Genomic DNA, 25,965 nt, shown 5'->3' with positions numbered 1-25,965 from the left:
ATTGGAAAATTATAAAAAGAAGGGCATTATCCAAAGTTACTGCGCTAAGGCAAGCCCTATGTTGCCAAAGTATACCAATTATCCCATGGCGCGCGAGTCATGCCGGCTTAGCAATGCCATTTGCCTTGAGAAAAACCTTGCCCCTCTATAGACTGAGCGCCATGAAAACAGAGCAATTTCACCAGCGCATAGTCTCCTGGTACGATAAACACGGACGCAAGCATCTCCCCTGGCAACAAGATAAGACCCCCTATAAGGTTTGGGTGTCCGAGATCATGCTGCAGCAGACGCAGGTGGCGACCGTTATCCCCTACTTCGAAGCCTTTATGGCACGTTTCCCCACTATATTAGATCTGGCAAACGCCGATCAGGATGAGGTGCTGCACCACTGGACGGGTCTAGGCTATTACGCCCGGGCGCGTAACCTACATAAATGCGCGCAGATAATTGCCAGCGAATATGATGGAGCCTTCCCCACAGAGTTCGAGCAGGTACTCGCCCTGCCCGGCATAGGCCGCTCGACCGCGGGGGCTGTACTCTCACTGTCACTTGGGCAGCATCACCCTATCTTAGATGGTAACGTCAAGCGGGTGCTCGCCAGACATGGCGCCATCGCCGGCTGGCCGGGTAAGCGGGAGGTGGAGGAGCAGCTGTGGCAACTCACTCAAACCCTGACCCCAAAAGCGGGCATCACCCAATATAACCAGGCGATGATGGACATCGGTGCCAGCATCTGTACCCGCTCTAAGCCTAAGTGTGAACTCTGCCCCGTCGCCATCGACTGCAAGGCGCAGCTGATGGGGCGTCAGACAGAGTTTCCCGGCAAGAAGCCCAAGAAAAAGATCCCCGAAAAGCTTGCATTTATGCTGGTGATTAGAGAGGAAGATCGCGTGCTGATGAGCAAACGCCCACCGGCTGGGATCTGGGGCGGGCTCTGGTGCTTCCCTCAGTTTGACAGCCAGCAAGCACTCGAGACCTTTGCCGAAGATAAAGGCCTGACACTGGCCAGCAAGGAGCCAATTGATAGCTTTCGTCATACCTTCAGCCATTTCCATCTGGATATCAGCGCATTTGTCGCCCGCAAGGCCACAAGCGCACATGAGATCATGGAAGAGAGCGGCTCTCTCTGGTATAACATAGCCAAGCCACCCAAGGTTGGACTTGCCGCCGCCACCGAGCGGATCCTCTCCAGCTTAGGTTCAGTATCAAATAAGGAGTAATCATGGCGCGTACAGTGAACTGCCAGTATCTGAAGAAAGAGGCAGACGGCCTAGCCTTCCAGCTCTACCCGGGTGAACTCGGTAAGCGAATTTTTGACAACATCAGCCAGGAAGCCTGGTCGCTCTGGCAGGCCAAGCAGACCATGCTGATCAATGAGAAGAAACTCAACATGATGAATGTTGACGATCGCAAGTTCCTCGAAGAGCAGATGGTAAACTTCCTGTTTGAGGGCAAAGAGGTCGAGATCGAAGGCTATGTGCCGCAAAAAGACGACGAATAGTTTTTGAGTTGTTCTTAAAAAATAAAAAGCGCCCGAGGGCGCTTTTTGTGTAAGGGGCGAATATAAAAAGCTGGCCTACTGACGAATACCTTCGACCACAAGATCTAGGGTCACATGGCTCGAAGCCGGGCCGAGATCCATCTTGATATCATAGTCTTTCAGCGCAAACTCGGTTTGCCCCACGAAACCAGCGCGATAGCCACCCCAAGGGTCTTGCCCCTCACCGATAAATTTAGCATCGATTGCCACAGGCTTAGTCACGCCGTTGAGTGTCAAGTTGCCCTCGAGTACAAACTTGCCGTTACCCAGTTCTTTGACCGAGGTCGATGTAAAGCTTGCCTCTGGATGCTTAGCGACATTCAGGAAATCCGCGCTTCTCAAGTGCTTATCACGCTCTGCGTGGTTAGAATCCAGGCTCGCGGTATTTATCGTTACATTCACCTTAGCATCATTAATATGCTTGCTGTCGAAGCTAAAGTCTCCGGCGAACTCATTAAAGCGCCCCACCACGAAGCTGTAACCTAAGTGGCTAACCTTAAACTGTATTGACGCATGGGCGCCCTGGGTATCTATCACATAATCGGCGGCATTTGCCCCCATAGGCAGCATGAGGGAAGCCGATATCAAGGCTGTGGCTAACGTCTTTTTCATTGTATCTCCTTAATGTTTAACATTCGTTTTAATGTGGCATCTCTGTCTAGAAGGTGGTGTTTAATGGCGCCTAAGGCGTGCAGGACCACCAAGGCGATAAATCCATAGGCCAAATACTTGTGTATCCAGCCGGCGATGTCGGCCTGATCCTCAAACAGCAGCCCTAGACTCGGCAGCTCGATAAGAGAAAAGACGACTATGGGTCTGCCGTCGGCTGTGGAGATCAGGTAGCCCGAGACCAACATGCCGAGCAACATCAGATAAAGCAGGCGGTGCATCAGGCCGGCGGCCAACTTCTCCCACCTTTTATGCTCTGGCAGAGCCTTGGGGGAAGGATTTAACCAGCGCCACAGCAGACGGCACAGGGTCACCACCATGAGCAAGACGCCTATACTCTTATGGATATCCGGCGCTCGCTTATACCAGGGGCTGTAATAGGTCAGCTCGACCATCCACACACCTAAGGCGAAAAGCCCTAATACGGCTAACGCCGATAGCCAGTGCAGGCCTATGCTCACCACGCCGTAGCGGCTCTGGGTATTTTTAAACACGATTAATCCTCATTTATGACTTGGTGCCATATTAGTTTCGATTTAGTTCCGTGAATATCGCGTAATTTCGCCAAAAAACATCTAAATTTTAGAAAGGATATAGAAAGACAAGCAAGTTGAGCGGGTATCAAGGAAATCTGAGGCGGTAAAATGCCGCCTGAACGACAAACCAATAGCCAAAACCCAGGTTTTAGTGGTGAACATCGACCTAAAAATCGGCATAAATGCCAAAAAGCCAGCACTTTGCACATTAACTAGCCATGCAGTTAAATTTCTCCAAAAAAGCGCTTGCAGGATAAATATCAGCGCTATATTATACGCGCACTCCAAACGGCAAGGGTCACAGAGACCTGGTTTGTAGTAGTTAACTAGACACTTAGTTTAGTTGCCCGAATAGCTCAGTCGGTAGAGCAGAGGATTGAAAATCCTCGTGTCCCTGGTTCGATTCCGGGTTCGGGCACCACAATTTAGCCGGCATAGCTCAGTTGGTAGAGCAACTGACTTGTAATCAGTAGGTCCCGAGTTCGACTCTTGGTGCCGGCACCATATAAAACAGCCTCGACAATGTCGGGGCTTTTTTATATCTGTATTATTTCAACTCTTTGCTTCAATTCTTTATATTCAGCTCTCTCCTCTTGCATTTAGCCGCCCTCCTATAGCAACGATTATCCAGCTCCCCCTGTTAACACCTATGCTGTTAACGCCTTCATGGCATAAGCTGGAAAGCGAACTGTGCTAGAAAGTAAAAAAGGAGCACTAGGCTCCTTTTTGATTTGATGAAATAACTAATACCAATCGTAATAAATAATTGATCATTCTAGCTTGTTAAAACGCTCGATAACTGTATTAGTATTTTTAATTGTAGAATAACTACTTATCTAAAAATCCTGCTTTGTTCTCAAGCGTTTTTCCTGCGCTATTTCTGATCACATACTTATTGTGATTGGTATAAGGCTACTTCCAGCTACGCATCTTATAACCTTTTACCGCGTAGAAGAGGATAAACAGGTAGCAAGGCAACATCACCATATAGCCCCCCTGCTGACCGAGCGAGGTAGCAGAGCTGGTTAGCCCCCAAAACAGCGGTCCGAAGGCCCCGCCTGCTATGCCCATCACCAAGAGCGCCGAACCTGTGCTGGTCAGTTTGCCCATACCCGATAGCGCCAGCGGCCATACCGCGGGCCAAACGATGGCGTTGGCCAAGCCTAAGAAGGCGATCATCAACAGAGTGTCCGGCAGCATGGCACCACCGAATGGAACCAGTAAGGCATTGGCAATCGCATAGGACTCGTTGTCACCAAACAAGATCCCAAGCGTCAGTAACAAGCCCAATATCGCCGAGATCATCAAGGCCTTGGGCTGAGAGATGAAACGTGGAATGGCCAGGATACCTAGCGAGTAGCCGATAACCATACAGATCATGGTATATGAGGTCATCACACCATAGTTCTCGACCCCAAGAGAGAGGGCGAAGGTACCTATGGTATCGCCGGCAATCACTTCCACCGCCACATAGAAAAACAGTGCTACCACGCCCAATGCCAGATTGGGATGAGACAGTGCCTCTCTGGTATGCCCCTTAGAGCCTTCTGCCTGATCGTCTTCAGTTTCAAGCTCGGGCAATGGCGACTTCTTCACCAGCAAGGCCAGCACGCCGATAAAGACTGCCATGCCAAGATAAGGGAATACCAGACCGTTAGCCATCTCATCGATCTGCGCCTGAGTCAGCTCCATGCCGACTCTGTCCTTAAAGCTATCCAAAATAAGGGCGGTAAACACCAAAGGTGCGATAACGCCCGCGCCCTTGTTCAGGATCCCCATGACACTCACACGAGCCGCCGCCGACTCCTCAGGACCGATTCTGACTACATAGGGATTCACCGCCGTCTGCAGCAGGGTCTGCCCCGTGCCCATCACCAGCTGGGCAAATAGAAACAGCGCAAATATCTGTGTCTTGGCCGCAGGAATAAATAGCAGACCGGCAATCATCATGATCCCCATGCCCATCGCCATCCCTGTTTTATAGCCCACCTTACGGATCACCCAGGCCGAGGGTAATGCGGTAAAGGTCACGGCGATATAGAAGGAGAAGAGAATGAGGGAGGCTTGAAGTGGGGTAAGTTGCAGGATCTGCTTGAGGTAGGGCATCAAAGACCCATTTAGCCAGGTCGCAAAACCCAGAATAAAGAAGAGCCCGGCAACGATCGCCATGGGGATCACGCTGCTGCGCTTACTTTCACTATTTAATGTCATTTCCATAAGCCTGTTTTCTTATAGTAATTAATCTTTGGATATCAGCATTGTGATATCGGCTTGGTACATTTACAGCTTCGGCGACAAGTAAAGCCATGGCGAATAAGGCGCCAGGTTGCTCCCTTGTTTCACCGATGTTAAATCATAAAACAAAAAAAGACAACGCTGTCATTTTGGCTTTTTAGCCTTTATAGCCTAACTCGGCGTTTTCCTTGTTAAATTATCTAGGGCCTGTTTATCTTTCGCGTTCATTTTTGCAGCATTCTGTATCGCTTTTATACAAGGCAGAGCGATTGTAATGTGGTGTGCTACATCAATGAGCGATAACGCAGTAGAAAAATGATACAGACGCTGCCCGCAGGGTTCGTCTTGAGCACGTTCAACGCTTTGTTACTCGGCTTTTATATAGAATAACTATACCTCAAGCCTCATGCCGCGATTTGAACGTGCTCAATTAGAACAAAAATTGTTCTCAAAAGGTCAACAGGCCCTAGAAGGCTTAAACCTTGATGAAGATACCGCGCTTATACATCCAGTAGAGGAGTAACCACTGCACCAGCAGCAAGGCGCAGGCAGATGCCAGCGGCTGCATGTCAGTGGGAAGTGCCCGCATCACACCGCCGAAGAGGCTAGTGGCGAGATACTCCCATTTGACCAGGCTCGACGCCAGATAGATGATGATGGCATTGCAGCCGATGACCACAAACCCGAAGGCCAATCGGTGCAGCTTGATGACATCCACCAGCGCATAGAAGATGGCTAACAAGATAAGGCTCCAGCCCAGGGTGACCATAACGAAGCTGCTGGTCCAGAGATCTTTGTTTACCGGAATATAAGGGTTCATCAGCCAGCCAAGTCCCAGACTCACTAAGCCGGCAATTAACAAGATGCCGACCTTAGCCCACTCGCCCTTTGCCCCTGCCCACTTGGGATGAGACTTAACGATGAAGCGACCGGTAAAGACGCCGGCCAAGGCATTGACTATGGCTGGCATGGTCGAGAGGATCCCCTCGGGGTCAGTCGCCCTGCCCTGATAGGTGATCCCAGGCAGAAACAGGCTATCCACATAGGCGTTGATGGAACCCGAGATGGAGAACTCCCCCGCTACGCCACCGGGAACCGGCAGCCAGAGCTGCATAGCGGCATATCCAATCAATATCCCGATTGCGATGATGACCTGCGTCTTCAGGTCGGTATGCCAAACCAATAAGGCGGCAAAAAACCAGGCAAAGGCGATACGCCCAAGCACACTGGCATACCTTATCTCATCCGCCGCCATGGGCATGCCCGTGCCCCAGCCGTGGTTATAGAGCACACCAAACAGAAGCAACAAGAACAGACGCTTTATCGCATGACGATAAAGCGGCAGGCGCTCGGGCCATGGCAGTGAATCTAAGCGCTTTGGTGACAGGCCTAAGGCAACGCCTGAGAGAAAGATGAATAGGGGAAAAATAAGATCATAGAAGGTAAACCCATGCCACTGGCTGTGATGCATCTGAGCATCGGCGATACGCCATCCCTGCCAGCCGGTCCATACAAGCAGCGCCGCAAACAAGGCCTCGCCACCTAAGATCCAAAACATGTCGAAGCCCCTTAGGGCATCGAGTGACTTCAGCCTGGGCTTAGAGGCAGGCTTAGTGGCTGGCTTAGTTACTGGCTTAAGATGGCTATCTAACTTCGGCTCCATCGGGGCGTCTCTCTTATGGTTATTATTATAATTAAGGCCCTAAGGTATAACCTAAGGGGCTAATAGCAATAGAATTTTAAGCACAGAACACAAACGGCCATGCACACAGAAGACTCGCTAGGCCTGATAAATCAGCTGGCCATCAATATAGGTTCGTGCAACGCGGTTGTCTTGATCCAGCAGCACCATATCCGCCTTGGCGCCTATGGTGAATATGCCACGCTGACGCTGACCGATAAACTCGGCGGGATATTTCGATGCCATGCGCAGTGCCTCTTCACGAGCCACACCAAGCATATCAACACTATTATTGACCGCACCATTCATGTCCAGCACACAACCGGCAAGCTCACCCGTCACGGCGTTCAGCCTGTCACCCTGACGCACAACTTGCGTGCCAAATAGCTCGAAGCTGGCATCATCATCCATGCCGACCGGCGGCATGGCGTCCGTCACCAGCATCACCTTGCCTCTAGGCTTAGCCGCTATGGCCACCTTGGCCGACGCCGGGTGAACATGGTGGCCATCGACAATCAGGCCGCACCAGGCAGCTTGGCTCTCAAGCGCGGCGCCCACCATGCCCGGCGCCCTCGAATCCATGGGCGACATGGCATTAAACAGATGGGTAAAACCTGTTGCGCCGGCATTGAGCGCCTTAACTGCAGTGTCGTAATCGGCATTAGAGTGACCGAGACAGACTCTGACGCCACACTCGACTAAGGCACGGATCACCTCAGGTGCCACATTCTCCGGCGCCAGTGTCACCACCTTTGTGCCGAGATCATTACGGGCAAATATCGCGAGTTCTTCATCTGAGATACGACGAATGAAATCGGCCGGATGCACTCCCTTCTTAGGCACACTAAGATGCGGCCCCTCGAAATGGATCCCCAGCACGCCCGGCGTTTTCAGGGCGATCGCCTCAGCCACCGCATCGGCGGCGTCATGCATCACCTGAATATCATCTGTGATCAGGGTCGGCAAGAAGCCCGTTGTACCAAACTTGGCGTGAGCCAGGCCTATGGTCTCTATCTTCTCTATACTGGGCGCGTCGTTGAACAGGGCGCCGCCGCCGCCATTGACCTGTACATCGATAAAGCCGGGTACCAGGGTGCCGGCAAGCACAGTGGGCTCGACGTCACTCGCCTTGTCAAAGGAGACGATACGCCCATCCTCTATGGTGATGGCCTGGTTGTGGTGGAAGTGTTCACCGTCGAATACCCGCTCGGCAATGAGTGTCTGTTTCATTTATTCTCCTGGCAAAACATCATCTGCGACTCGCTATTTGCGACTAGCTATGTGCGACTGGCTATGTGACACAGGCTATGCCTGGCTCAAGCCTAACTGCTGACGCGCATAATAGGCGGCGCCTAACTCTGGCGGGGCAAGTATTGGCGAGATCTTGTCCACCACTCGCTTATCCAGCCAAGGCGCTAAAGGTTCGGCGAGACCACCTATCATGGAAAAACGCGGCGGCTGGATCTCAAACAACTTGTGAGCCAGGGCGCTGATATACTCTGCGCCTTCGACCACTATCGCCTTGGCCACTTCATCCTGTGCCTGCGCACAAGATAACACCGTGCGCGCCATGGTGGCATAACAACCGGATGATTTCCCCGCCAGATGCTCGACTATGCCCATGGCATCGCTGACCTTAAAGTGATCCAATAAATGCTCGGTGAGCAGAGTCGCCGGGCCAAAGCCATCGAGATCTAACAGCACCTGCTGGGCGGCCTGCAGGCCTAACCAGGCGCCACTACCTTTATCACCCAGGGCAAATCCGTGCCCCCCCAGGCTCAGGGACTGCTCGCCCACGTGGGCATAACCGCAGGAGCCAGTGCCTGTAATAATCACAGCCCCATCGCCCCCTTTATGGGCGCCGATACAGGCTGTGTGTAGATCTGTGGTGACATACATCTGTGCGAAGGGATGCTGCCATTCTTTGATCGCCTGATAGAGGTGCTCAACATTGACCCCGGCCAGGCCCACCCCGGCCACCAGGCGCTTACTATCGGCAACTTGTAGTCCCGCGTCTAGCAAGGCCAGTTCGGTTGCACGCGAAATAGAATCGAAGGTATGTGTCAGGCCGTAAAGCGGATTTGCACGCCCGGCAACACCAGTGCCTATCACACTGTCATCTCCGGCATAGATAGTCGCACGGCACTTGCTACCGCCACCATCTATGCCTATGACGAGGGCCTGTTCCTCTGTCTGGTTAAATCCCATTACCAACCTCATTCACAGTTTTATTATCCAGGGCATCTTGCTTCGCCCGCCCTGCCCACTGACTAAGTTAATGTCATGTTACAACAAAAATGACAACGTTGTCATTTAAAATTTCAGCTAAATTTATGACAGCTAATCCTCGATATAGCTGTCCGCTTAACGCCTGTTAGGCCCTCTGTTTGCTTTAGCTAGGCGACATGAAGAAAAGCGGTTATCGACTCATAGATAACCGCCCTGATTTAAGCGTTTTATTTGTGAAATGCTAATTGACCCTGAGTATGCGTCCCTTGCGCATACCGTCGGCGGCGACGCCCCTCACCTCGACTCTGCCCGAGACTTTAGCCGCCTCGGTATATTGCCGCCACTGGCCGCCATCGATGCGATACTCGATGCCGAGCCCAGGGTAGATGCTATTTGCCTGCAGGTAGCCATCCTTAATCTTGGCCCCTACTGTTGGCACACGATAGGCGATCCCCGCCTTATCCAATTTGGCCAGCTCCTTGTAACCTAAGGTGTTGGCAAAGGTCTGCCATTGAATTCTCTGCTTCTCACGCATCTCGGGGGTGAAGTAGTTGGTCTCGGCGTTGTATTTAGCCCCCTGATACTGATAAGGCACTTCCCAGTCGGCCTTATGCCAGGCCCTTTCCGCCAGGACTAACAGGCGTGGAAACACCATATATTCAACCACTTGGTCTGAGCGAATCGTCTCGCTCCACAGCTGCCCCTGGATCCCTTTGAAGCGGACACCTTGATTAAGTGGGCCGCTGATTCGCTTGCCCGCGTCATCGAGCTTAAGGGTATCGTCGGCCTCAAATGACTTGCCTTCGATATCTGTCCACTGCTCGGCGTTGGCTGGCAGGTTGTCAGGCATAAAGCTAAACAGCTTGCGCTCGTTAGTGCTGCGACTCGCCCAATAGTAGCCATGCTCTTTCGGATCGGCCTCATAGGGGAAATCGAAATAGAGAACTTCAGGGTTACTCAGCACTGTATCCCAGCCCAGGTTAGCCTGTGCGTGGGCACGTTTATGACCGCCATGAGCAACGACGTCCCAGATGTTGGACTGATTCTTTGCCGGCATACTATCGGAACGGGTATGGCTCATGCCATCACTCCAACCCGCAGTTTTAATCCCTTTGTCAGCCAACATATTCGCCAGCCGCTCGATGAAATAAGCACCAAAATGTGCTTCGCTCTCAAGGCCGCTGTCTTTGTCTGCTAGCAGTGCCTGACAGACAGGCGACTCCACCCAGGCACCGGCGGTTTCATCGGCGCCGATATGGTAAAGATCCAGGCGTTGGCCTGCAGCCTGATGCAACTTGGCAATTTCGCTCACCACCTTGTCGACGAAGTGATAGCTGGACTCCATACAGACGTTGATCGTGTTGTCATCATAATACTGAATCGAGGCATACTGCGTCTTATCGAGCGGGTCGATAAGCCGGTACTCGTTGGCTCCGGCCTCATTACCTTCGGCCTTCAGGCGACGATACCTGGCCTCCATCGACTTGATGGCGGCGCGGGAATGCCCCGGCATGTCCATAGAGGGAATCACCTGAATTTGGCGGGCGGCTGCATACTTGAGGATCTCGATATAATCAGCCTTGGAGTAATAGCCGTTAACCTTGCTGTCACCATCAGGGCCGCTGCCCAGCTGAGGCAATAGACAGGTGTCTTCCTGCAGATCGTGGCAGCGACGACTGCCCACCTGAGTCAGCTCGGGCAGCCCATCTATCTCAAGGCGCCAGCCTTCATCATCGGCCATATGCAGGTGTAACTTGTTGAGCTTATAGGCCGCCATCTGATCAAGTAGGTCTAAGATAAACTGCTTGCTGTGAAAATTACGCGCCACGTCGACATGCATGCCGCGAAAACCATATCTTGGTTCATCTTGGATCTGCATGGCATTAAGCGACAGGTTGTCGAGCGAGATGAGACTCGTCAGCGACGCCAAACCATAGGAAAAACCAGCATCGTCGCTCGCAGCGATGGTGATCCCATCTGCAGTAATATTGAGTCGATACCCCCCCTCGGGGAGTCTAGTGGCCAGCGTCTCTAGTTTAAGTGCTACTCCCTGATGCGATGGCTTCACGCCCAGACGCGCCAAGCGAGACAGCGCCGCCTCGACAGCGGTTTTAGATACACTGCCTGTATCCAGATGATAACCAGAGGCAAGCGATAATACCGGACTTTGACTCTCTATGATTTGTCGCTTCGGCGTTGGGATAATCGCGTTGACGGCTAGCGCGGGGCGACTCTCGATATCTTGGTTCGCGTCAAACAATACCTTAGGGGTCGCCCATGCTAACTTGTCTGTATCGCTGCGCTTATATTGGCTTTCGGCACTGACGTATGCCTCAACATAGGGTCGCTGCTCCATGCCTGTGCTGGCATCCACGGTGAGCTGAGTGCTGGTGATAACCTCAGGTTTAAGGCCGGGAACGACAATATAGTAGTTGGGCATGGCATCGGTTTCCGACAGCTGCCATAGATCCCCAAGAAAGGCGATATCGACCGGCTGGCCCTTGTAAAAACCCTTGAACTTGTCAGTAGGTGTAATGCGGTGCAGGTCCCCTTTCACCTGGGTTAGCTCAAAGGCATCGCTTAGCACCTGCTTCACCGGTCGCATCTGGCTGAAATAGATGGCCCAATCCTTACGGTTAAAATCGACGCCCGGGGTTAGCTCAATCTGGGCGGCAAAACATCGACCATCGACGCCGCTAGAAGTGCACTGCTGAGGATAATTGGTGAGTGTGTGATAGTTGACCGCCAGGCTAGTGGCAAATTGATGCAGCGCCTGTTGCGGCTCGCTGTCAACAACTTGCTGCGCCGCGGCGCCTTCATCCTTGGGAACTTGAGTAGTGGTTGGCTGACTGCAGGCAATCAGACCCAGGCTCATGAGTAATGTTATTGGTATGAGCTTATTATTCATTGTTATCCTCACTTTTCTCAACTTGAACGTTCAAGTCTCATTGCAGCCACCCTTCCCCTTCAGCATCGGCAATAAGCTTCCTGCTATTGCGATATCTGAGACAGCCACCACTAAATTTGCCGCCACACCTTAGCCGCTAGAAAAGATGCCACCGCGAAAATCAAAACGAAAACACCACCAGACCGTCTATAAGTCGAACGCCTACCACTTCAAACCAAAGGCTTTCCCGCAACAAACCTGGCAGTGAAAAAATCTTGCTTATTTAAATTAAGTCTCTGCAAAACTTGTAAGACTTATCAGTTTTTCCTAACGGCCACGAATCAAGTGTTAAGCCAGCCCAAGAAAAAAGTGCTAGATGTGCCAGGTATGCTAGGCGCCTAAAAAGCACACCTTACTACCCGAACACATCTAGCCATCTCTAGTATCTGGGGAGAGACTATAGGAAAAAACAAACACAATAACCATTGCGACAAACTTAATGGCTACTGCCAATGCAAACGTTAGGAGACCTCTTCCTAACAATGCAAACCTTACAAAACAAACGTGCCACACAAGCAAATGACAACGCTGTCATTGATTAATCTACCTAAGAAAGAACAGAATTTCTACATTTTTTTGACATTGTGAGGCAATTTTTTATCACACTGATGAAAACCATCAATCACAGACGCAGCCATAGAGGTCGAACAAAGCCTTCTTCACCACACAAATATGACAACGCTGTCAACTATTGATAACATTCAGAGAGGCTAACAGCACTCAGAGTCGAAAAAACACTAAACAATGAGTGTTAAGTGTCCATATAGGACAGGAACAGAACAAGGATGTGCAAGGCGAGAGATAACCAGAGTGGTGCTCCCTAACACAGAAAAGTATTTAGCCCCCCAAAGGGTAGAGATGAGACAGGCTGAACGTCTTTTCGCTCCAATTTGGGGGCTTGTTTAGGGCCAGCTCGAAACATTAATACTTGCGCTTTTGCCCCCACTAGCGGTAAAAGATTAACCCAGCGTTTCTCAGGTTAGGCAATTAACGCTTGAGACAGACACCACAAACTAAAATTAACTAAGGTAAGAATATGGCGAAGATAGTCCCCCTTTCAACGGAAAAACATCTCAACATCAAGCTGACCCATTCAAATGATTTCAGCCGTTTCAGCAAAGAGCACCTGATCCCGGTATTGGCCAGAGAAATCCCCAACCTGGCGGCCGAATTCCCTATCGTCTTCGTGAAGAATGGTGAGACGGGCCAGTTCATCCCAGTGGCTATCATGGGGATCGAACCCGAAGTCAACCTGTATTGCCAAAGCAACCAATGGGATGCCCCTATCAGCCCAATTGGCTTTAGCAATGCGCCCCTGTCGATCGCCAGAACCTCGGAGGAAGGCGACAACGTGATCGTCTGCATCGATGAGGAGAGCCCAATGGTGTCTGAGGCAGAAGGTAACCGCCTGTTTACCGATGAAGGGGAGCGTAGCGAGTACCTGACGGCAAGAACCAATGCCCTACTGGATGTCGCCGCTATGCATCAACAGACCCAGGCGGTTTGCCAATTCCTGGCAGACAAAAACCTACTGGTGTCACAGCAACTGACCATTAAGCTGGAAAGATCTGAGCAGAAGATCAACATCAATGGCGTCTACCTGATCGATGACAAGGCACTGAACAAACTAAGCGATGAAGATTTCCTCGAGCTAAGAAAGAAAGGTTTGCTGCCGATTGTTTATGCCCACAGAGCCTCGCTCAATCAGATGTCGCGCCTCATCGCCAAGCAAAATCAGTTTGATAAGTTGTAATAACTTTTAAGTAGCAGAGCCGATAATATGAGAGTACATAAATATCGGCCCTGCTTTTTTGAGCCCTGATTCCCCTCGTCTGGCTAGCACCTAGGCCAAGCCCAAGTTAACATCTCTGCATACCATATTTGGCAATCTTCTCGAGCAAGTCTCGATGAGCTGGTAGCTCATTCACCAGATGCTCAGCCAAGTTGGCTATCTGTTTTCCCTGTACTTGCCAGGCTTCTCTTTGCTGCTCACTCGCCACCTGTGTGTTCGTTGGGTAGTGCATGCCATAGAGTACATAGAGGTAGTTTTCTAAATCAAACACCTCAAACTTACTGAAGAAGTCCTGCCTTATGGGGGCGTGATCTCGCCACAGCTTTAGCCGACTATTAAGCTCACTCGGAATCGTCGCCGGATCGCGATTATCGACCCAGAACGCCGAGTCACTCCTGTCTGACAGGCAATAGTGCATCTTGATAAATTCGACAACACGCTCCCAGGCATAGTTCATCACCCGATTAAACTGTTCAGCCAGCAAAGCCAGCGCTTCACTATCTTTTGGTAAACGATTGGCGATGTAGCCTGCAGCAAAATCGGTCAGCAAGATAGAGGTTGCCTCCAGGGGTTCGAGAAAGCCTTGCGCTAATCCCAGAGACAGGCAATTTTTGTGCAAGAACTCCTTGCGATAGCCAAGTTTCATCGGCAAAACCCGATATTGATACTGAGCAACATCCTGACCGAGATAATGTGACAGCTTTTTAAGTGCCGTGGCATCATCCATATACTTAGAGGAGTAGACAAAACCACACCACGCCTATGAGTCAAGGCGATATCCCATATCCAACCGGCCTGATGGGCCGTCGCCAGGGTATAAGGCGGAATCGCTTCTTCTTCACCTATGGGCACCTGAACGGCAATCGCCTTGTCGGCAAATAGCTGATGGGACTTATCGACAAAGGGCACCTTGAGTGTCTTATCGATAAGCAAAGATTCAAAACCACTGCAGTCTATGTAAAAATCTGCGCTGATGCTGCCCCGGTTATCGGTTTCCAGGGAGGCTATCTCGCCATTATCCTTGAGCATAACCTCACAGACATTGGCCTTAATATGCTCGACATTGAAACGCCTGATGGCATTATCCGCTAACAGCTTGGCAAACTTGGCAGCGTTAAGGTGATAGGCATAGCCCAATGCCCCTTCATATTCGCTGTGGGTGATACGTTTAGGCGCCCTACCCGCTTCACACACCTTGTGTTGGGGCGAAACCTGGTCACCATAGGCTTGTTGGCGATTCGCTAGCCAATGCTGGGTAAGATCTTCACCCAGAGGGCTCGGCATGTCGAATAGGTGATGATAGAAGTTCTCTGCTCCATGCCTGTCCTTATCCATCCAGTTGACGAACTTGATCGACTGCTTAAAGGTGACATCGCATTGACGGATAAACTCAGACTCGCTGATGCCGAAGCGTTTCAGACTCTGACGAATGGCAGGCACTGTCCCCTCTCCGACACCTATGATGGGGATATCTGGTGACTCCACCAGCATAACGCTAACGTCCTGCCTATGCTCAAGCGCCTTACCCAAATGATTGGCAGCCAACCAGCCTGCGGTGCCGCCACCCAGTATAAGAATACGTTTAATGTCCATGACTCCACCTCTACCCAAGTCTCTGTGCTAATAAAAAGCCCAGCTTATGCCGGGCTTTGTACACTCATGTGTCGATTAAAAACGCAGTGCGACACCGACCTTGTATCTTGCTTCGCCTTCGAAGCTCCATACCGGGTAGTTATCTTTAAACTCGGCAATCACATTTTCGTTGTCGACTGGTGAGACGCCTATCTGAATGCTGTCTTCCTCTGTGAGGTTAACGGCTTCGAAGGTCAAATCCATCCAATCGGTAACGCTGTAGTTCATGCTCAGATCCAGCGAACCATAGTCTTGGTGCTGACGGTTACCATAGAAGCCTGGCAATTCACGGATCATATATTCGCTACGCCAGTTGTAGGCAAGACGGGCAGAGAAGCTATCCATCTCATAGTAGCCCACTAGGTTAACCGTGTGCTTCGACGAGTCAGAGAATACTCCCACCTCATCAGGATAGTTCTCTGCAGGTGAACCTGCATCGGCGAAGGTATAGTTAACCGAGTAGCCTAAGCCATTTTCGAACGAGTCTTGCAGCTGCAGCTCAACCCCTTCGATACGACCACCGTTTGCATTGTATTTCTCACTGACGGTCCAGCAATCGTACACGCCAACACCACAAGCGCTGCCGCCTTGCTCCTTAAGGTTGTTATCCTCGATGCCTATCTGCTGGTTAAGCTTCTGACGTGTGGTGATGAACGAACTCACGTCTTTGATGAAGTAGGTCAAAGAAGCGAGGCCTTCGCCACCGAAGTACCACTCTAAGCTGACATCGGCTTGGGTCGCCTTAAATGGATCAAGCGCTACAGAACCGCGGTTTAACTTTTCGTTACCCGGCGTACCATCGTTCAAACCAGGCAGCGTCGATGTGGCAAACAGCTCGGCATAGTTAGGACGAGATATCACCTGAGCCGCGGTAGTACGCAACAAGAGATCCGGTGCTAAGTCAAACGTCACGTTGATGCTTGGCAATACGTCGCTGTAGCTAGACTTATCTGTGCTTAGCTCGTCGGCAAACTGACCGCTTGAGCTCAGGGCATAGTAGTCAGACTCGATGTCGGTAGAGATGAAACGTAGACCGAAGTTACCGCGGATCCCTTCAGCTTCGAAGTTAGCCATGGCATAAGCGGCCAGGTTTTTCTCATTCAGGGTACCGTAACCAGACTTGTCACGAGTAAAGCCGTCAACAGAAGCCTTGGCGTCACGGATCATGGCATCAAAATTAGGCTTAGGCAGGGTAAAGCCTGCGCCAGAAGAGATAGTACCTGAATAGTATTCAGAGGCATCTTTAGCCACTATGTCACCCACGATAGCCGCATCAGTCTGCTGCGTCACGTCATGGTCGGCATAGCGCACACCCGCCTTGATAGAGGTGATGGCACCAAGATCAACCGGGAAAGTCAGGTCAAACTGAGCGTAGGTCTCTTCGTCAGTGTTAGGCTGCTTCTTCAGCGCCCAGCCAGCGGTTTCTAGCTGACCGTTAAAGTCGCCCGCACCGAAAGACTTATTTGCGATGTCGATCAAAATCTTCTCGCCTGTCGCGTCATAATGACCGGCAAAGTCGCCCGGCTGACCAATTGAGTTACCATAGTTAGAGGTCAGGCTGGTACCGCCATCAGCCTTGGTGTTACCTACGCGACCTTCAAGGGTGAAGTTTTCTGCTTCATATTTGAAGTCCAAATCATAGGTATCAGACGACATCTCGGCTTCACGAGCCCAAGTCTGCGCCCAGGCAAATCCACCCTCACCGGTATGGGTGATATCGGTACAGACACCTGCGGCATTGGTCTGATTACAGGTACTAACGCCTTGCTGTGTCGGGAAGAGAAAGATAGAGGTGTTGGCGTTATTTGCCTTAAGATCTAGGCTAGTCACCGTTAGGCCGAACTCTAGGTTGTCGGTCGGACGATACTGAGCTGCGATGTTGTAGGCAGTGCGCTCGCGATCTTGCTGGAAAGTTGTAGGTACTATCTCACCCCAACCTAGCAAGGTTTCGATACCGTTACGTTGATAATCGGTTTGAGAGCCTGCGGCAGAGACTAAGATACCAAAGGTCTCGTCGTCGTTGGCCCAGCTATACAGGCCTGAAACGGCAGGATCTGTCGCCTCAGAGACAGTACCGTAATCACCCTTGGCACTTAGAAATAGCGTGTTAGCATCTAAATCCAATGGCTTACGAGTCTTAACGATCACCGTACCACCGATACCACCTTCTGTGATGTCGGCCTGAGAAGACTTATAGACTTCGATGCCACTTACCATCTCGGGTGGCAGTAGAGAGTAGTTAAAGCTACGGTCGATGGCCTGTTGGTCAAACCAACCCGTTGAGGCAACTGAGTGGCCATTTAACAGGGTACGGGTTAACTGAGCAGAGGCACCGCGAATCGACACCTGTTGGCCTTGGCCAAACTGGCGGTTTACGGTAACACCTGGAATACGCCCTAAAGACTCACCAACGTCGCCATCAGGGAACTTACCAATGTCTTCGGCCGTTACGGCATCGACAACGGCATCAGAAAATCGTTTGGCGTTAATAGACGCCTTCATCGAAGCACGTAGACCACGTACTTCAATTTTTTCAATATTGTCAGTATTAACCGCTTCTGCTTCGGCTTCAGCCGCAAACGCAGAAACAGACACTGCACCGCTCATCAGCAGGGCAATGTTTGTAGCTAGTACACTTTTCTTAAAAGTAGATGGTCGCATCTCGTTTCCCTTCCATAACTTTATTATCTTTTTTCGTATTCATAACCATTCCCGCAGGAATGACAACGCTGTCATGTGAGTACAAAGATTACACAACAATTAACAGATGCGCCACAACAAAATAACCAAAAGCGGGAATTTCTTTGGATTTATACATTTATTAAACAAAATGCACTCTCCAGACTCCAACACAATTAGTTGATAATAAAGAGAAAAAACAACTCAAGCCTGTAATAAGACAAAAGTAATTCGGGATAGAAATCAATTTGATGATTGCTTAATAGTGGAAAACTTAGCAATATTGTCGCCAGGGGAAGTGAGATCTGCTGTGTAACCATACAGTACATTGTTTAAGACATATTTGAATTCTGATGCAGCTAGACTCTGCGCAGACACAAAGAGTATCCGCTAGATGAAAGTCACCATTAATGATGTCGCAAAATATGCCGGCGTCTCCATAAAAACGGTTTCACGGGTTACGAATAACGAACCTTCGGTTCGTCAGGCGACAATAGATAAAGTCAATCAGGCCATTGCCGCACTTAACTATCAACCCAATGTGGCAGCCCGTAATCTAGCCGGCACAAAATCCTATGTGATCGCCTTTGTCTACGACAACCCCAATGCCTACTATGTCATTGATATGCAAAATGGTATTTTGTCTTCCTGTAAGCAAAGAGGCTATGAGCTACTCATTCACCCCTGCGATGCCAAGTCCGACAATATCTGCCAGGAGCTGGTCGATATGGTGCGCCAGGCCAGGCTGTCGGGCTTAGTTCTCACTCCGCCGCTGTCGGAAGATCCAAAAGTCTTGGCGGCCCTAGATCAGATTAACGCCAATTATGTCCGCATTATTGCAGGTGAAGAGGTGAGCCCGACCGACGGTTTATCAATCCTGGTCAATGACAAACATGGCGCGGTATCCATCACTCAGCATCTTATCGATCTCGGCCATAAAAATATCGCCTTCCTGAGCGGTGACCACCAGCACGAATCCACCAAGGAACGTCTGGCGGGGTTTAAGGCGGCCCTGCAAAGCAACAACCTAACACTGGATGAGTCAAACATCATTAACGGCCAGTATTCTTTTGAATCGGGCGTTGAAGGGGCAAAAACACTGCTGGCTAAGTCGAATCGCCCTACCGCCATTGTGGCCTGTAACGATGAAATTGCCGCGGGAGCACTCTTTGCGGCAAGGTTAGCAGGGGTCGCGATACCCGAGGAACTCTCTATCGTCGGCTTCGAGGATAGTCCCTTCTCAAGGCAAACCTGGCCTAAGTTAACCACAGTCCATCAACCTAATAAGTTGATTGCCCAGACGGCGACCGAGTTACTCATCGAAAATCAAGGCAACAAGCAAAGTGAGACGACTCACCAGGTCTTTATCCCTGAGCCCGTGCTAAGAGACTCTTCGGCAGAGCCGAGAGCCAGCTAATATAGTTGGGCTCGAGAAGCAGATATAAAAAAACCGCTGACTTATCATCAGCGGTTTTCTTTTGGCGAATTTAAACCGCCTCTTCGTTCTCTTCACCGGTACGAATGCGGATCACGCGTTCGACTTCGGTAACAAATATCTTACCGTCACCTATCTTACCCGTTCTGGCGGTATCGACGATGACCTCAAGTGCTTGGTCCAGTTGCTCATCCTGAATAACCAACTCAATTTTCACCTTAGGTAAGAAATCCACCATGTACTCGGCACCGCGATAGAGCTCTGTATGCCCTTTCTGGCGCCCAAAACCTTTGACTTCAGAAACCGTCATGCCGGTAATACCGATCTCCGCCAGAGATTCACGCACATCATCTAACTTAAACGGCTTAATAATGGCCTCGACCTTCTTCATCAAACGCTCCCTAAAATTCTACTGACCAAATTCAACAAAACCTAAGCTTATTAGGCACTAGCTTATCACGTCCATCCAAACCACCAAAGATGATTATATCGAGAGATAAAATGATTCAATATTCATAGAGCAGAACAATATATGCCAGTCGCCTAAACCTGAACCAACTCTTCTATACTCAATGAACTCGCCCAAAAAACGAGCTCAGGTCATTGCAGGAAGCATAGACTAAATACAGCAAGGAATAGCCATGAAACATCGTAATGGATTTACGCTTATTGAATTAATGGTCACTATCGCCGTATCGACCATCCTACTTTCTATAGCCATACCCAATTTGTCGGACTTACATAGAGCTTATCGAGCCGATGCCGCCATAAAAATCATCCAGCAAACACTGCAGTTTGCGAGAAATAACGCCATCAACTACGGTGTGCGGGTTACTGTATGTCCGCTCAAAGACAATCAATGCAGCAATGACTGGCATCTAGGGCTGAGCGTTTTCACCGACTCAGGAACCAGTAATCAAATCGACGGCGCAGATAAGTTGCTAATGCAAACCACTACATTCGATAGCAGTGACATTGTCTACTACAACCGAGCCGCCGCTCGTTTTCAACCTGATGGGCTCGCATCGGGCAGCAACGGCACACTTAGGTACTGTCCAGATTCAGCAAACAGCCCTTATTCCAAAGCCGTCATCGTCAATCAGGCCGGTAGAGTAAGATTTTCGAAGGAGAAGAATATCAGCTGCAACCAATAACAAGCTCACAGTAATACTTCACGCCAATTTTAATCAAGCCGACAAATTATTGGCATTAAAAAGAATAGCTTATATATACTGAAATCCTAAAACTTCTCGCTTATACTTTGTATCAGTATCAGCGAGGAACTTTAGATGTGTAACAATAATAAAGGCTTTACCTTAGTAGAATTGATGGTCACCATTGCCGTTGCCGCAATACTCTTGACTATCGGCGTTCCCTCTTTAACCTCTGTATATGAACAAGTTAGGGTAAACAATAACGTTGAAAAAATTCACGATCTCTTCGCTTTTGCCCGCAACCAAGCCGTTAGTTATGGTGCAACGGTAAATGTATGCTCTTTCGCTACGGCAACGTCATGCGGAACAACTACAGACTGGAGTGGTGGCATCAGAGTTTACATAACTGATGCGACAAATACAGACCATGAACTAAGAGCCATCGATAGTTTCAATAGCCAAGACAAAGTTAAAGCATCGGCCATCTCAATGACTTTTTCCGCTGATGGGCTTTCTTCCGGCGGGACTGTAATCTATTGTCCAAACGGTAGAGCCAGTGATTCGAAGAGCGTTTCTCTAAGCACCAGCGGTATAGTCTCTTATGGGACCGATGGTAACGCCTGCTAACACTAGAATGTAAAAAGGCCCTACATTTCGTTGGGGCCTTTTTATATTTGGCTAAATAAAAATATCTAACACTCTATCTTAGTGTTTGGCCATCAATCTTCCTGGCCTTACCACTCGAAAACTCTTCATTTAATGGCACGCATTCCTCAACACTCTTAATGAAATATTTCTTTCCACTGCTATCGCTTAGCCGCTTCCCCACCAAACTATTAGCTCGTATTTTAGCGTCTTTAATATCCCATCGATAAAAAACTACTTGCTCACCTTTCTTAGAGCTTTGAATGAAACACTTATAATCCTGTTTAGCAGCAAATACTGAAGAGGTTACACCTAGCGCAACAACGCAAGATAAAGTTGCAATTAACTTATTCATTTCCAACACTCCGCTGAAGGCCCCTTAACACCTGCCGATGTCATAGTAATAGTGCCACAGGTTGAGTCCCTGCTTGCCTGTGCCCCTTTCGCCGTTGCGGTAATAGTAAAAGAACCAGTTCCTGCCGAGGCCAAGCTATAATGACCATGCTCGGTAACAAACGGATTTGCACTTAGCCCTAACTTGGTCATATCCGTCGCATAAGCACGATTATCTAAATAATACTGCTCCTGTAAATTAGCTACTCTCATCACCGCTGCGACGCCCTCAGAACGTGCGCTCTTGGTGATGTAATTTACGTATGACGGATAAGCTATTGCGGCCAAAATACCAATAATAGCAACAACAATCATCAACTCAATCAGTGTAAAACCAACTAAACGACTCTTCTTCATTAAAACACTACTCATCTATGTGGTAATAAATTTTATTAGTAGTCAGGCCAGACTCTAATCCTACTGTTCCTGTACAGTTTTCCCCATCTTCATCACACTTGCCCTTACCAATAATAAGAACTGGTTCGGACTCACTTCCTGGATTATCAGGATCTACAGGCGGCGTAATAATCTTAGGAGGTTGAGGGATACAGTTATCACAGACATCTATAACATACTCCTCCGTGAACCGTCCCCCTTTATGTAAATCCAGCGTATATAAACGCCCAACCGAAGATACACTACAAACGTTTTGGTCTGCCGCAGGTTGAGTTGGAATGAAGGAAGTAAAATATACTTTACCCTTGATGACCACAGATGGAGAAAGGCTCTTCTCACCGGTTACAGCAAAGTTAAAATACCAGCCTTTCTTCGTACCAAACTCAATGTTTTCAGTCTCTGTTGAAGGTGACGCCGCAGTAACATCATAAAGATTAGCAAGTGTTATCGGTGTGGGCACTGCTGTACCACCATCTCCAAACTGCTGTGAAATCACATATCGATCCTGTAAGACAAAAAACATATCATCTGTATTTAAATTCAAAGGATCGGCTCTATTACCTGAGCCCAAAGTCACAGCATCATAGGGAACATTTTGATAGGCGACGGTTGTCGTGGTTCCAGAACCATCCGTCACAGTAACTTTCGTTGTATTTGTAAAATAAGTTTGTGCGACCGTAGGTTCATAAAAGAAACGTCTATCGCTCGATGCAACACTCCCCCCTAACTCGGCAAACTTAAATCCACTCCAAGTGCTCTTGTCAGCAGACGGCAAATCCATACGCCAAATGTTTCCGCCTAAATCAGCAGCATAGAGTCTATCTGTGTAACCATCACTATTACTATCTAAGGTCGCGATTGCCCCGACGATTGAGTCCTCAATGCCTGCAAGCGATGTATTACCATTGACACCAAAACTATGAATCAAGTTCCCCGATTCAGCATCTACAAGATAAACCAAACGGCCAACAGAATTAGATCCTACACCGGAATCATACCCCTGATTATATCCACCACCAAAAACAACTACAGGTTTATCTGAACCTGGTATTTTGGTAACCACAGGGGTAGACCAAGTCTGTCCCATATCAGTAAAACCATTGGTATTATTAGTTATCTGCCACATCAATGATGGAGAATCTGGATTTGTAATATTAATAGCATAATAAGATTGGCCGCCTCTGCGCATCCCAACAAACAACCAAGCTTTGGTTATCGCTCCAGAAGCATTACGCTCAATATGAGCTACAGGAGAGCCATCCATACCGTAGACACTATGTCCCGCTAAATAGCTGTCACGACGTATGGTAGCTAGATTCGGAAGAAGCTGATACGGCATAAATGCCCAACTCTCATTCACTGATGGGCCATAATCCCTAAAAGCATGTAGCGCTCCATGGTTTGTACCTACAAAAATACGAACATTGGATCCATCACCGCCGTAATCAATAGCTAAAGGTTGAGAATGCAGCGGATCTCCCATAATATCCCCTCTAACACCGGAGAAATCCTCAGAGGTCAAAACGCCTTCTGAATCTCTATCGACATTTTTCCCCTTGATCCAATCAAATGTAGCAGTCAATTCCGCATCAACATCTAATTTAGCTAGTCCAAGATAAGTCGCTAGAGCATCATCCCCCCCCGCATAACTTGAAGCATTTGTTCGGGTAAGTTTGGCAAACTTTCCTGCACCACCAATATCGCTCCAAATCGTTCGGCTATCAGGATCTATCGTTCGCGCAGCGCCACCTAAAACAACATCATTACCGTCATTGCCACCTGTACAGGAACTCCACAAACTACATGAGCTTTCGGCAATACCGCCAGAACTGTCAATAGCAGGCTTCCCGGTAGAATCAACTAAGGTACCAGAGGAATTAACTTTCAATTTCTTCAGATTTCCTGCCCACTTGGGACTCTGTTCTGGACGAAAGAGCGCATAGTAAGCTGAGTCTAATGTTCTCGTCGGATCCGCGTTACTAAATGCGACACCGGGGGCAGAAAAACGCTGTCCAGTCTGTGGAATCGAATCAATAATATTACTAATAGCAGCTTGTAATCCTGCGACGTCATCTGCACTTCTATAGGTTCCAAAAACCTTCTTACCTTCAGAAGTCATCAAATAAGATCGAGCGGCTGTTTCAACCAACAAAGGTTCTGCCTCAGAATCTTCACCAAGACTAAAACCTATGGTATGAGTCACTACACGCTGCTTATTTTCTACATCTGGCAATAAATCATTGGCAAACATATATTCTGCTAATGCTGGCAGGTAACTTACTTTAGCAGGTTGGTCACCGCTAGCTGCCTTATAGATATATGGGTCATCATTTAAAGCTTTAATAAAATCATTAGCACTATCATCTAACACTGGAGCGCCATCAGTAATATAAATAACATGCGCAACTTTATTACATTCAGATAAAGGCGTTTTATAATTCACACCATCTTCTATGCTGGTATCGTACATAGGACGATTGGCAGTGTACTTAATATCCTTGCCATTGTAATCGGAATCAGCATGTCCATAAGTTATTGGACCGCCTGAGAAGTACCGATACGCTTCAAATAAAGTTTCACATAGAGGCGTGTTTGTTTGAGCAGGCAAATTATTAATTGTACTAAGTAAAGCATCTTTTTCTGCAGCAGTCCTCGAGCGGATACCGGCAACGATTCGACCGCCATCGCTATCACCTTCATCGGGGAAATTGAGGTTATAAACCGCTAGGCCAAAATCCACCGAAGGTATGGAGCTAATAACACCAGATATTGCCTTTTTGGCGATTTCTAAACGCGTAAATCCCTCACCATCAGGGGGAACTGGCAATAAATCATTCTTATATAGGGTATACCAGCGCAAATAATTATCGGTATAGAGAGTTACCAACTCTCCATTATTCCAACCTAATTCTTTTGCTCTCTCTTGTGCATTTGTTGAATTATCCCAGGGTGAATTTACATCTCCATCTTTGGGGAACCCAGGGGTAAAGCCAGTTTTATAAGCACTGCCATCATCATTGTTACTGTTGTAACCTAATTCAATATCTTCCCAGCAATCTATAGGGTTATTCGTCTCGGCACCACTATTCTCTTTGATTGGCTGCCAGGTCCCCTTACCTTTACCTTTTTTAATAAACTCTCTGATATATCCGGTGAAACGTCCATACTGATTCAACGCATCCCTAGCAGCTTTACAGCCATTTAAGAAATCATTAAAGCGTCTGGATTCTGAGGGGCTATCGGGTACGGGCAGCGATGATTCATCCATCCCTGTACCGACGGTAAAATAGATCATCCTTCCTTGATAAGAGTTCGAACTCCCCACCGCATCATAGACAGTTTCGGGTTCATACCCACCAGGGATACCATCCAAAATGGTATCCATACTTCCTGAGTTATCAAAAATAATCAGTACTTGTGGACGAACATTATTCTGTGCTGGATTTAAATAAAGATCTGTATCATCAGCAAAAGACTGAACTGGCAACGCCAATGCTGTAACTAGGCTTGCAAATAAAATTTTATTAAACTTCATGACCCGCTCCCACTGAGCACTTCCTGCTCAATACCTGTTACAACTAAAACTTGTCCCAAATTATCTCGACCAAAACTAACCTGGCTCGAGATTTCAATTCTGCGACATTTAAATAAATCTGTACCACTAGCCGCCGCACTTCTCTGACAAGACACGTTTTTCGGCTGAACAATTAAATTTCCCGCACCGTCATCCACCAATGGCAAAGGCGTTAATACCTGCTTTCCACCAGAAAAAGAGTTCTGATCGTCAATTGTTGTCATGGTAGCCAAAAAAGCCTGTGTTTTATTTAATAGCACGGCAGCAACACCACCATCGGCCAAGGCTTTTGCTTCAATACGTTCGGCTCCAGCCCCCGCCATTCTTAAAGACTGAGTAGAATTGACCGCCAATGCAACGCCAATAACCGTCATAAGAATCAAAACGATTAAGGCAAAAAAGAGTACAACGCCTTTCTGTTTGTTCAT

19 protein-coding genes, 2 tRNA genes and 1 pseudogene are annotated in these 25,965 nt (G+C 48.8%); 8 read left to right on the top strand and 14 right to left on the bottom strand.

The annotated features are described in order from the left end of the window. Nucleotides 1-161: 161 nt before the first annotated feature. Nucleotides 162-1,220 (top strand): A/G-specific adenine glycosylase, encoded by a 1,059-nt coding sequence (gene mutY / locus DB48_RS11485; protein WP_041510553.1) that lies wholly within the window; start codon nucleotides 162-164, stop codon nucleotides 1,218-1,220. A gap of 2 nt (nucleotides 1,221-1,222) precedes the next feature. Then, on the top strand, nucleotides 1,223-1,501 hold the full coding sequence (locus DB48_RS11480; RefSeq protein WP_011864926.1) for an oxidative damage protection protein: 279 nt from the start codon (nucleotides 1,223-1,225) through the stop codon (nucleotides 1,499-1,501). Between the two features lie 75 nt (nucleotides 1,502-1,576). On the opposite strand, the gene DB48_RS11475 is transcribed toward DB48_RS11480, so the two are convergent. Together DB48_RS11475 and DB48_RS11470 are read right to left on the bottom strand one after the other, a co-directional pair. Further along, nucleotides 1,577-2,152: a YceI family protein gene (locus tag DB48_RS11475; protein WP_041510419.1), complete on the bottom strand. Its 576-nt coding sequence runs from the start codon at nucleotides 2,150-2,152 to the stop codon at nucleotides 1,577-1,579. Further along, entirely contained in the window at nucleotides 2,149-2,703 is a 555-nt protein-coding gene (locus tag DB48_RS11470) for a cytochrome b (protein WP_041510418.1), read from the bottom strand. Before DB48_RS11470 ends, DB48_RS11475 begins: the two co-directional genes overlap by 4 nt. A 387-nt stretch (nucleotides 2,704-3,090) precedes the next feature. Between DB48_RS11470 and DB48_RS11465 the strand changes: the two genes are divergently transcribed. Together DB48_RS11465 and DB48_RS11460 are read left to right on the top strand one after the other, a co-directional pair. Beyond that, nucleotides 3,091-3,166, top strand: a tRNA-Phe gene (locus tag DB48_RS11465). 7 nt (nucleotides 3,167-3,173) lie between these two features. Further along, a tRNA-Thr gene (locus DB48_RS11460) sits at nucleotides 3,174-3,249 on the top strand. Between the two features lie 408 nt (nucleotides 3,250-3,657). Here DB48_RS11460 and nagP read toward each other — a convergent pair. The 5 genes from nagP to DB48_RS11435 form a co-directional block, all read right to left on the bottom strand. Next, entirely contained in the window at nucleotides 3,658-4,962 is a 1,305-nt protein-coding gene (gene nagP, locus DB48_RS11455; protein WP_443018642.1) for an N-acetylglucosamine MFS transporter NagP, read from the bottom strand. 493 nt (nucleotides 4,963-5,455) lie between these two features. After that, entirely contained in the window at nucleotides 5,456-6,643 is a 1,188-nt protein-coding gene (gene nagX, locus DB48_RS11450) for a transmembrane glucosamine N-acetyltransferase NagX (protein ID WP_041510417.1), read from the bottom strand. Nucleotides 6,644-6,760: 117 nt separating this feature from the next. Next, a complete protein-coding gene (gene nagA, locus DB48_RS11445; protein ID WP_041510416.1) occupies nucleotides 6,761-7,891 on the bottom strand; it encodes an N-acetylglucosamine-6-phosphate deacetylase in 1,131 nt (376 codons plus the stop codon). Between the two features lie 75 nt (nucleotides 7,892-7,966). Continuing rightward, on the bottom strand, nucleotides 7,967-8,869 hold the full coding sequence (nagK, locus tag DB48_RS11440; RefSeq protein WP_041510415.1) for an N-acetylglucosamine kinase: 903 nt from the start codon (nucleotides 8,867-8,869) through the stop codon (nucleotides 7,967-7,969). 262 nt (nucleotides 8,870-9,131) lie between these two features. Beyond that, nucleotides 9,132-11,798: a family 20 glycosylhydrolase gene (locus tag DB48_RS11435; protein WP_041510414.1), complete on the bottom strand. Its 2,667-nt coding sequence runs from the start codon at nucleotides 11,796-11,798 to the stop codon at nucleotides 9,132-9,134. 1,075 nt (nucleotides 11,799-12,873) lie between these two features. Here DB48_RS11435 and DB48_RS11430 point away from each other — a divergent pair. Next, complete coding sequence (locus DB48_RS11430) at nucleotides 12,874-13,590, top strand: SapC family protein (protein ID WP_041510413.1); 717 nt, start codon at nucleotides 12,874-12,876, stop codon at nucleotides 13,588-13,590. Nucleotides 13,591-13,696: 106 nt separating this feature from the next. Here DB48_RS11430 and DB48_RS11425 read toward each other — a convergent pair. Together DB48_RS11425 and DB48_RS11420 are read right to left on the bottom strand one after the other, a co-directional pair. Continuing rightward, nucleotides 13,697-15,222, bottom strand: a pseudogene (locus DB48_RS11425) (tryptophan halogenase family protein). Nucleotides 15,223-15,297: 75 nt separating this feature from the next. Continuing rightward, the gene (locus tag DB48_RS11420; RefSeq protein ID WP_041510412.1) at nucleotides 15,298-17,922 is read right to left on the bottom strand and encodes a TonB-dependent receptor; all 2,625 of its coding nucleotides are present in this window, start codon (nucleotides 17,920-17,922) and stop codon (nucleotides 15,298-15,300) included. Between the two features lie 412 nt (nucleotides 17,923-18,334). On the opposite strand from DB48_RS11420, the gene DB48_RS11415 reads away from it, so the two are divergent. After that, nucleotides 18,335-19,357 carry a LacI family DNA-binding transcriptional regulator gene (locus tag DB48_RS11415; protein WP_041510411.1) on the top strand — a complete coding sequence of 341 codons (1,023 nt, stop codon included), beginning with the start codon at nucleotides 18,335-18,337 and terminating at the stop codon, nucleotides 19,355-19,357. A gap of 70 nt (nucleotides 19,358-19,427) precedes the next feature. On the opposite strand, the gene DB48_RS11410 is transcribed toward DB48_RS11415, so the two are convergent. Beyond that, complete coding sequence (locus tag DB48_RS11410; RefSeq protein WP_011864914.1) at nucleotides 19,428-19,766, bottom strand: P-II family nitrogen regulator; 339 nt, start codon at nucleotides 19,764-19,766, stop codon at nucleotides 19,428-19,430. Nucleotides 19,767-20,016: 250 nt separating this feature from the next. Between DB48_RS11410 and DB48_RS11405 the strand changes: the two genes are divergently transcribed. Further along, nucleotides 20,017-20,529, top strand: coding sequence for a GspH/FimT family pseudopilin (locus DB48_RS11405; protein WP_041510410.1), 513 nt, complete (start codon nucleotides 20,017-20,019; stop codon nucleotides 20,527-20,529). A 135-nt stretch (nucleotides 20,530-20,664) separates the two neighbouring features. Further along, nucleotides 20,665-21,156: a GspH/FimT family pseudopilin gene (locus DB48_RS19915; RefSeq protein ID WP_082035630.1), complete on the top strand. Its 492-nt coding sequence runs from the start codon at nucleotides 20,665-20,667 to the stop codon at nucleotides 21,154-21,156. Between the two features lie 73 nt (nucleotides 21,157-21,229). On the opposite strand, the gene DB48_RS11400 is transcribed toward DB48_RS19915, so the two are convergent. The 4 genes from DB48_RS11400 to DB48_RS11385 are packed head-to-tail and all read right to left on the bottom strand — an operon-like array spanning nucleotide 21,230 to nucleotide 25,965. Continuing rightward, nucleotides 21,230-21,529, bottom strand: a complete 300-nt coding sequence (locus DB48_RS11400) for a TapY2 family type IVa secretion system protein (protein ID WP_041510409.1) — start codon at nucleotides 21,527-21,529, stop codon at nucleotides 21,230-21,232. Continuing rightward, entirely contained in the window at nucleotides 21,526-21,924 is a 399-nt protein-coding gene (locus DB48_RS11395) for a type IV pilin protein (protein WP_041510408.1), read from the bottom strand. Before DB48_RS11395 ends, DB48_RS11400 begins: the two co-directional genes overlap by 4 nt. A gap of 7 nt (nucleotides 21,925-21,931) precedes the next feature. Next, nucleotides 21,932-25,498, bottom strand: coding sequence for a pilus assembly protein (locus DB48_RS11390; protein WP_041510407.1), 3,567 nt, complete (start codon nucleotides 25,496-25,498; stop codon nucleotides 21,932-21,934). Further along, nucleotides 25,495-25,965 carry a pilus assembly PilX family protein gene (locus tag DB48_RS11385; RefSeq protein WP_041510551.1) on the bottom strand — a complete coding sequence of 157 codons (471 nt, stop codon included), beginning with the start codon at nucleotides 25,963-25,965 and terminating at the stop codon, nucleotides 25,495-25,497. The genes DB48_RS11390 and DB48_RS11385 overlap by 4 nt, the downstream gene beginning before the upstream one ends.

The sequence above is a fragment of the Shewanella sp. cp20 genome, from assembly GCF_000832025.1.
Taxonomy (GTDB): domain Bacteria; phylum Pseudomonadota; class Gammaproteobacteria; order Enterobacterales; family Shewanellaceae; genus Shewanella.
This window is presented reverse-complemented; position numbering and strand designations above follow the sequence as displayed.